The organism is Chryseobacterium lathyri (genome assembly GCF_003290185.1).
In the GTDB taxonomy this organism is placed as follows: Bacteria; Bacteroidota; Bacteroidia; order Flavobacteriales; family Weeksellaceae; genus Chryseobacterium; species Chryseobacterium lathyri.
The window spans coordinates 18,813-27,243 of sequence record NZ_QNFY01000026.1 but is presented as its reverse complement, the minus strand read 5'-3'; the positions used below and the strand labels follow the sequence as shown (position 1 = coordinate 27,243).

Sequence of the window (8,431 nt, the reverse complement as noted above, 5' to 3'; positions counted from 1 at the left end):
AGACGGGGTAAATCTGCTTACCAAATGGGTAAGAACAGAACTTCCTTCAGATATTGAAGCTAAGCTTCTGGAGCTTTTAGATGTTTACAATGTAGATTATGGTGCTATAGACATCATTGTTTCTCCCCAAGACGAATACTATTTCATCGAGATCAATGCTGCAGGAGAATTTTTCTGGTTAGATAACTTAACGGAGGAAAACCTGATTTCCAAAAGTATCGCAGACGTTCTCTGCGACAAAGCGCCAAGAAGAAATAATAGGATATTCAATGATAATCATTCATTATATAATGCTCAATTAAAAGAATAATTTTCTTTTTTTATGTTTGAAATAAATTTTTATTTACTGTAAATAGTAGTTAATATTTAAATACTATTCCTAATTTAGTACATTGAAATTTGAATTTATAATAACATTAGGTATGAAAAAATTAATCTTATTAGGGTCATTATCGGTTTTTTTGATGAATTGTAATAAAAAAACAGAAACACCGGCTCCAAAAACTGAAACTGATACAGCAGCTGTCATTGAGCCTGTAGTAGACACACTTGGGCCAAAATCATTCTGCTATATCGGTGTTACAGGAAAAGACAGTGTTTTTGCCTCTATTGATGATAACCTGGGAACCATTACCGGAAAATTAGCATATAAAAACAATGAAAAAGACAGCTCTAAAGGAGATATAACCGGCTTTAAATCAGGAGACACCCTGAGATTAACTTATGAATTTCAGTCTGAAGGAACAAAAAGCAAAAGAGATATCTTCTTTATTCAAAAGGACAATACTTTAACAGAGGGAATTGGTGATCATAAAGAGGAAGACGGACAGTCTAAGTACGCTGATGAGAAAAAGATCAGCTATAAGGACGGGCAAAAACTGGAAGCTGCAGACTGCAGAGTGGTTGTAAAAGCTTTAAAATAATATAAAAATTAATTATACTACATTATTGAAAAAGGTGGCCTTGAAATTCTCAGCCACCTTTTTTATTAAAGCTCTTTCCGGATGATCTCTATAAAACGTTCTACCGCTTCATCCCCTGTATTCCAGGAAGTAATAAGGCGAATGGCAGAAGAATTTTCATCCATCTTTTTCCAGACAAAAAATTCAAAATGTTCCGACAGGATTTTAATAAGATCATTATTCATAACAGGAAATATTTGATTTGTATAAGTATCAGCAAGAAACTCTACTCCTCTTTCTTTCAGGGCATTTTTAATCTTCATTGCCTGCTGGTTGGCATGTTTTGCCAGATCAAAATACAGATCATCTTTCATCAGTTCCATAAACTGAATTCCAAGAAGGCGTCCTTTGGCAAGTAATGCTCCTTTCTGCTTGATATTAAATGCAAAATCCGGCTGTAAAACCTGATTATTAATGACAATGGCCTCTCCTATCAATGCTCCGTTCTTTGTTCCGCCCAGGTAAAAAATATCCGTCAGTTCCGCTACTCTTTCCAGCGTAAGATCACTGATTTCAGAAGTAAGACCATGCCCCAGCCTGGCCCCGTCCATAAACAGATACAGCCCGTTCTGGCGGCAAAAATCAGAAAGCTCTTCCAGCTCTTCAGCCATATAAATTGTTCCCAGCTCCGTAGAATTTGATATATACACCAATTTTGGCATGACCTGATGCGGAATATTGCTGTGGCTTTCCAGTACCGGAACAATGTCTGAAGGCTTAAGTTTACCGTCTGCAGTTTCAATGCTTAAAACTTTGTGACCTGTAGCTTCAATAGCTCCTGTTTCATTATTCAGAATATGGCCCGGTGCTGCAGATATTACACATTGATATGGCCTCAGAACCGAAGAAATCACAATCAGATTGGCCTGTGTCCCTCCGGAGACCAGATAAACTTCTGAATCCGGCTTATTAATTTTTTCTTTGATCAGTTTTTTTGCCTGCAGAGAATATTCATCTTCACCGTATCCGGCCTGCTGCTCAAAGTTAGATTTTAAAAGTGCTTGTAGAATATTCGGGTGACATCCCTCGGAATAATCGTTTTTAAAAGAAAATTTCATAAGGTAAAATTAAAAAAAGTTAAAATAACAAGGCCCGATTTTACATAATATTTTGTTAGATTTGTATTGAAAATCATCTAACATTTTGAGAACAACATTAACAGAAGAAAATTATCTGAAGGCTTTGTTTCATCTAGTTGACAATGAAGGGAAAGTGACAATCAATGAGCTCAGCAAATTTTTAAACGTAAAAATGCCGAGCGTCAATAACATGATGAAGAAGTTTGCCGACAAAAAATGGGTTGTCTATGAAACATACAAGCCCCTGCTAGTGACAGAAAACGGAAAACGTGAAGCTGCACTGGTAGTACGCAAACACAGGCTTACCGAAATGTTCCTGGTAAAAAAGATGAACTTTGGCTGGGAAAATGTTCACGAGATCGCAGAACAGCTGGAACATGTCCATTCACAGATTTTTTTCGATAAAATGGACGAAATCCTGGATCATCCTAAATTTGATCCCCACGGAGAGCCTATTCCTGATAAAGACGGAAATATTATTGCACAGGATCTGCAAAAACTGAGTGCTTGCAAAGTTGGAGAAACGGTAATATTTGCTTCGGTTACACTTTCAGATGATGGCTTTTTAAGCTATTTAAATGAAAGAAAACTGCTTCTGAACACTAAGATCAAGATCGTTAAAATTGAGGATTTTGATAAATCAATGACCATAGAGATTGGAAATTCTAAAGAAATACTCAGCAGAAAAGCTACAGAAATAATACTGGTGAAGAAATAGGATATGATGGTGCCTTCGGGATCCTCAGCCACCAGGTCCTAATATTCCAACATTTTTATCACACTTTCAATTTCATCAGCAGTATTAAAGTAATGCGGCGACAGACGAATAGCCCTATCCAGGTTTTTCAATGTAAAATCAATGAGTGCATTGCTTTTATTACTTACTGAAAAATACACATTGTTCTCTTTCAGTATTTTATAAATATTTTCAATATTACCATCTGGGGCACAGAAAGTAACAATACTGCATAAGTTATTGCCCTGATCCAATATTGTGAAACCCTTATTATGAAGCCCGGCCCTTAAACTTTCCGCCAGTTTTCTATTGTAGTTTTCGATATTCTGCAGACCAATTCCGTTTGCATATTTTAAAGCTTCTGTAAATCCTAAAAGCGAACTGATGGAAGTTTCCCAGTGTTCAAATCTTTTTGCAGTTTTAAGCAGTTTATAATCATCGAATTCTGTCCATTCTGCACCTGCCATGTCCAAAAATACCGGAGCCATATTCCTTTCTAAAACCCTGTCCGAAACATATAAAAATCCTGTTCCTCTAGGCCCTCGCATGAATTTCCTGCCTGTTGTAGTCAGGAAATCACATCCTATTTTTTCAACATTCACAACCAGCTGGCCAATGGACTGGCAGGCATCAACAAGGTACAATACATCATACTGGCGACAGATTTTACCTACTCCTTCCACATTCTGGATCAATCCGGAATTGGTCGGAATATGGGTGACCGCAACGAGTTTCGGATGGTATTTTTTGATTAGATGCTCAAGGTCTTCCAGATCCAGCTCATGGTCGGAAAGATTTTTCATCCTAATCAGCTTAACTCCCCGTTTTTTCTGCAGTGAAAAGAAAGCCATCTGATTCGAAATATAATCGTCATTGGTTGTAATAATACAATCCCCATCCTGAAATTCAATGCTGGACAGGGCTTTAGCGTAAGCATCGGTAGAACTGACCGTGAAAGCAATATTATCGGGCTGAGTATTGATAAGCCTGGCTGCTTCTGTATAGAACAGGCCGAGCCTATCCGCAGTCCTTTCTGCTGCACCATAAGCGCCATGCTGCTGTTCCAAAAAAATATAATCAGTCATTGTTTTAACTACAATTTCCGTCATCAATGATCCTCCGGCACTGTTTAAAAATATTTTATCTGCACAGCCAGCTGTGTCTTTTCTTATGGTATTTAGATCCATGTTCTATTTTATTTTGAAAATCTTTATTACCTATGTGAACTGATAACTTGTCGATTACATTCTACATCTTTTGATATTTTAAGCATAAAAAATCCCGAAAATTTCAGTCCGGGATTTATATTCTTAGTCATTTTTATTAATCTAAAACACTCCAGCCTCTTTTTGGGTTGGTATTGGAAGAAACTTCCTGTTCGTTAACAATGATGTTTTCTTTTCTCTGACCGATATAGTCAAGCTCGCTTAATTTAGAGAAAATAATTTCCAGGCTGCGTAGCATCTGCTGAATATACAATAATGGCTCTCCGCAATTATGGTGGTCATAATTGGTTTCTGCTACAATAGAAAGCTGATTCAATAAGGTATGCGGAGCAATTTCACTCCATTCTAAGCTATAGTTAAGCATTTCTTCCAGTTCTGCAGGAACAAGAAGCTGAGTTGAATTGTAAAGATGAAGGGCTAATTTTGCAAATGCTTCGATCAAAAATACAGGCGGCTGCCACGGAATAATGTTTCTGAACTGAAAATACATATCTCCAAAGGTATTCACCATGGTTGTACACAAAAATTTAACGTTCTGTGCCAATGCTGTATTTTGGTTTTTGTGAGATGCTTTCTGAATAATCTTAAAGGCATACTGCTGCAGATTTCCTATTGATTTTGCATAGCTGCTGTAGTAATCTATCAGAGCAGGATGGCTCTGGATAGAGGTACACGGCGGAATAAAATTAGAATCTACCTGTGCAATATTGGCTCTTAAATCTACTTTTCCGATAATCAGGTAATTTCCTCCGGAATAGCTGCTGTTCAGTGAAGTAACCGGAAGAAGCTCGATGTGATGATTTGGCTGTGCGTTTGGATGACGGGGCGGAATTTCCTCCGGGTCAATATCCCCAAAAGGTACCTTATCAAAAGGATTTACAGAAATCAGGATATAATAATCACCATCTGCCTGCTCCTCGCTCATAGATTTTGCCAGTGACTTCACGCTTACTCTCCTGTCGCTCAAATCGATACGATAACCCGCCATAGTAATGGCGCTGCATCTTTTGATCACAAGTTGCACGTCATTGGTAGCAGTATTATGAACATCAAATATTGTTTTGTCCGTAAATTCATTAGAAATAGGCAAAAGCCCATAATTATATGTGTTGATTCCCAGTGAGCTGGAATCTCTTATCGTGTCAATTAAAAAATTATCCTGATCATTAAGGTGTCTCTGGGAAACTTTCATCCCGTCTACCCAATTGATCGCAAAATGCTTAATAGGCTGTATCATAGTTAATACTTTTTAAATTTTCTGTGATTATGATTTTTTCAATACTCCTTCTTCCTCATGCTGGATCACTCTTTTGCAGATTACCACTTCATTTTCTGAGATGCTATTCGTAGAGATATCCTGGTCGAAATCAATATATTTTCTAAAGCTGAAAAACGATTTTTTGGTGTAAAAAATCCAGTAATAAGGCTCTTTTTCTGTATCTGAAAGATGAATAATAGAATTGGGATTTTTATGATTATAGTCGTCCACTACCCTGTAGAACCAGTCTCCGAAAGTAACTCCGGTCGGAAGGGTTTTGGCTTTGATCCTAAATCTGTTTGCATCTTCAAGATTTTTGCTCAATTCAACATTTAATACCATTAATCGGTCAAAATCCGCCCCTTCAAAGTCCGGAAGTTTTTGGTCAGGAGAATATCTCCAGGTTTTATAGATATCAAAAGGAATGCTTATAAACTGTACGTAGCAGTAATAAAATACCATTGGAACAACAAAGATCAGCATACTTGTGGCAGCCATTACAGCATAGCCTGCGCCCTTACTTATCCAGTTAAAGATCAATGTAAATAAATATCCTCCGAAAGCAATACACGTTAATGAAAGTATGGATTCAAACAAAATGCTCATTCCTACAGAGTCAATATGCTTTCTGAAATACCTGTGCAGTAAATTAACATGAATAATACCAAAAATAAGATAAATAACCTGTGCAATAAGGTACCAGTAAGGATTAAAGAGGTTTTTTGCAAAACCAAAAAAGCCTGGTAATGCAAGACATAAACCGCACAGAAGGACATATATAATAATTACTTTAATTTTGATCGCAGGTTTGTTTCTTCTGATGATCCCAAGAATGACCATCAAAATCACCGCGATTAAAGGCATTAAAATATACCTTAAAAAAATACCTTTTACTGATGAAATTTCCATTAGTTTCTTTTCAAATTTATACTTTGTTGGTAGTTGTAAATATAATAATTATTTTAGAGAAATGTAGAGTATCCGAGACGGCTGGCATTTCTTTCATCGTCCTCAAGACTAAATGAGTATTCCTCTTTTTCGGTAATAAAATTTTCCTCCACGTCTACCGTTACCGGAAGAAAATAATCATATAAAGCCTGCAGAATATTTCTGAACGGGCTTCCGGAAATATACTTTTTCATTTCTGTATAAGGAATCGGGCCTATGTTCACTACCCAGTTCCGCTGTCCGTCCATATGTCTTCCGCTGGGAATATAGGTAACCCCCAGTTTTGAGTTTCCTAACAGCATGGAATCGTCGTTCCTTTCTATCCTGTCAATAATATTCGGGGCAAAAGTAACCTCCACCGGTACCTGAAGGAAAGCGGTCATACATCTTTCAAACCATTTTTTATCTCCTCTGATCTGGTGAAAGAAAGGTAAAATATAAATAAAAATATAGGCATTCTGCTTATCAAGCAATTTTATAAGAGGCCAGAGCTCGCTTACTGTGTCCAAAAGGGTATCGGTACTGCTTGAAATATCAAATTCAGATTCCTTAAGCAGGGAACTAATTTCCGTAAAAAAGACTTCAAGCTCGAAAGGACGGAAAAATTTCCTCGCATCCTCCTCCACTTTTTTCTGCTTCCGAATTTCACGCACCACAGAATCTACATTCTTTCTAGAAGCTCCCAGAGACGGCGGATGAAACAGCCCTTCCGGAAGATAGTCATAAATACCCTCTCTATAGGTTTCTATGGTGAACACTTCCTCATCAAATCCCAAATAGCTGCTTGAAATACTTTTGATATCCTTAAGGTAAGCCCTGTCATTGATCCCGATTCGTTCTATAAATATATTGCTTACTGCCCGCTGATACTTCAAAAGATTTACCGCTACGGCTTCAGCTTTGAAGTCGGTCTGCAACTTATTGTAATACATGTCTACAATATTATTCTCATGCATAGTGTTTCCTGTGATTATGACTTGTAAAGATAATATATCTCATAAGTTTGAAAAAATAATTTGGCAATAATTTTATTTTAAAAATACTAATTTATTGGCACTAAAAGGAATATTCCATGACAAATTCCGTAAAAATACGGTAATAACGGCTCATTCATGTTTGAGATCGCAGGTTTAAAGTTAAATTGATCAGCTGATAGGCAGACTTTTACACCTGTTTTTTCTGTGTTTTTAATATTATTTAGAATTTTGTCCCCCATTTATTTATTTAGATTAATTTTTATTAACATTTTTTGAAACAAGAAAATGATGATAATTGATACAGGTTCGGAAACCGGGACGTATCTTTGCAGCTTGTAAAATGTTATTTATAATGAAAAGTATTTATTCTAAAATTCTGATTTTAGCATTCATTTCATCTTCACTTTATTCTTACGCATGGGGGCTTACAGGGCACCGCGTCATTGCAGAGATCGCAGAAAACCATTTGTCGGGTAAAGCAAGAAGAGAAATAAGAAAAATAATGGGTAAAGAACGTCTTGCCTATTGGGCAAACTGGCCGGACTTCATTAAATCTGATACTACAGGAGTCTGGAAACAGGCTTCATCATGGCATTACGTAAATATTGATCCTCAGTCAGATTTTAAAGCTTTTGGCCAAAACCTGAAAATGCAGGCAGGTCCAAGCCTTTATACTCAGATAAACACTTTATCCAGCCAGATTAAAGATGAAAAAACCTCAGAAAAGGACAGAAAAATTGCCCTGATCTTCCTTATTCATATTATGGGAGACCTTTCCCAGCCTCTCCACGTAGGAAGAGCCGAGGACCTTGGAGGAAACAAAATTAATGTAACCTATTTCGGAGACAAAACCAATCTTCATTCTGTATGGGACGGAAAACTGGTAGATTCACAGAAATACAGCTATACGGAATATGCCAATCTTTTAGACATCAAATCTAAAGAAGAAGTTAAGCAGATTCAGGCCGGAACCGTAGAAGACTGGCTGTATGATTCTCATAAAATAGCGAACAAAATCTACGCACAAACTCCAAACGATTCAAAATTATCGTACGACTATCAGTATAAATTCAATGATACGCTTGAAAGACAGCTTCTTTACGGAGGTCTTAGACTGGCCAAACTGTTGAATGATTTGTTTTAGCAGTTGAAATCTAAAATCTTAATCAAATAATATAAGCGGGACTTCGGTCTCGCTTTTTTATTAAGCCTGAGATTTAGGCTAAGGCTAAGATTAAAAAACTA

8 protein-coding genes and 1 pseudogene are annotated in these 8,431 nt (G+C 36.9%); 4 read left to right on the top strand and 5 right to left on the bottom strand.

Annotation, left to right across the window (positions count from 1 at the left end; genetic code table 11):
- A pseudogene (locus DRF61_RS21945) lies at positions 1 to 310 on the top strand (hypothetical protein); the annotation flags it as partial.
- 112 nt (positions 311 to 422) lie between these two features.
- Positions 423 to 923 carry a hypothetical protein gene (locus DRF61_RS21940; protein WP_111960994.1) on the top strand — a complete coding sequence of 167 codons (501 nt, stop codon included), beginning with the start codon at positions 423 to 425 and terminating at the stop codon, positions 921 to 923.
- A gap of 65 nt (positions 924 to 988) precedes the next feature.
- On the opposite strand, the gene DRF61_RS21935 is transcribed toward DRF61_RS21940, so the two are convergent.
- Positions 989 to 2,020 carry a threonine aldolase family protein gene (locus DRF61_RS21935; protein WP_111960993.1) on the bottom strand — a complete coding sequence of 344 codons (1,032 nt, stop codon included), beginning with the start codon at positions 2,018 to 2,020 and terminating at the stop codon, positions 989 to 991.
- A gap of 85 nt (positions 2,021 to 2,105) precedes the next feature.
- Between DRF61_RS21935 and DRF61_RS21930 the strand changes: the two genes are divergently transcribed.
- Positions 2,106 to 2,759 (top strand): metal-dependent transcriptional regulator, encoded by a 654-nt coding sequence (locus DRF61_RS21930; RefSeq protein ID WP_111960992.1) that lies wholly within the window; start codon positions 2,106 to 2,108, stop codon positions 2,757 to 2,759.
- Between the two features lie 38 nt (positions 2,760 to 2,797).
- Here the strand turns inward: DRF61_RS21930 and DRF61_RS21925 are convergent, their stop codons facing one another.
- The 4 genes from DRF61_RS21925 to DRF61_RS21910 form a co-directional block, all read right to left on the bottom strand.
- The gene (locus DRF61_RS21925; protein WP_111960991.1) at positions 2,798 to 3,964 is read right to left on the bottom strand and encodes an aminotransferase class V-fold PLP-dependent enzyme; all 1,167 of its coding nucleotides are present in this window, start codon (positions 3,962 to 3,964) and stop codon (positions 2,798 to 2,800) included.
- 136 nt (positions 3,965 to 4,100) lie between these two features.
- A complete protein-coding gene (locus DRF61_RS21920) occupies positions 4,101 to 5,240 on the bottom strand; it encodes a hypothetical protein (protein WP_111960990.1) in 1,140 nt (379 codons plus the stop codon).
- Positions 5,241 to 5,267: 27 nt separating this feature from the next.
- On the bottom strand, positions 5,268 to 6,170 hold the full coding sequence (locus DRF61_RS21915; RefSeq protein WP_111960989.1) for a TssN family type VI secretion system protein: 903 nt from the start codon (positions 6,168 to 6,170) through the stop codon (positions 5,268 to 5,270).
- A 53-nt stretch (positions 6,171 to 6,223) separates the two neighbouring features.
- Entirely contained in the window at positions 6,224 to 7,141 is a 918-nt protein-coding gene (locus DRF61_RS21910) for a type VI secretion system baseplate subunit TssG (protein WP_223560495.1), read from the bottom strand.
- Positions 7,142 to 7,538: 397 nt separating this feature from the next.
- Between DRF61_RS21910 and DRF61_RS21905 the strand changes: the two genes are divergently transcribed.
- Complete coding sequence (locus DRF61_RS21905; RefSeq protein WP_111960987.1) at positions 7,539 to 8,330, top strand: S1/P1 nuclease; 792 nt, start codon at positions 7,539 to 7,541, stop codon at positions 8,328 to 8,330.
- Positions 8,331 to 8,431: the final 101 nt, after the last annotated feature.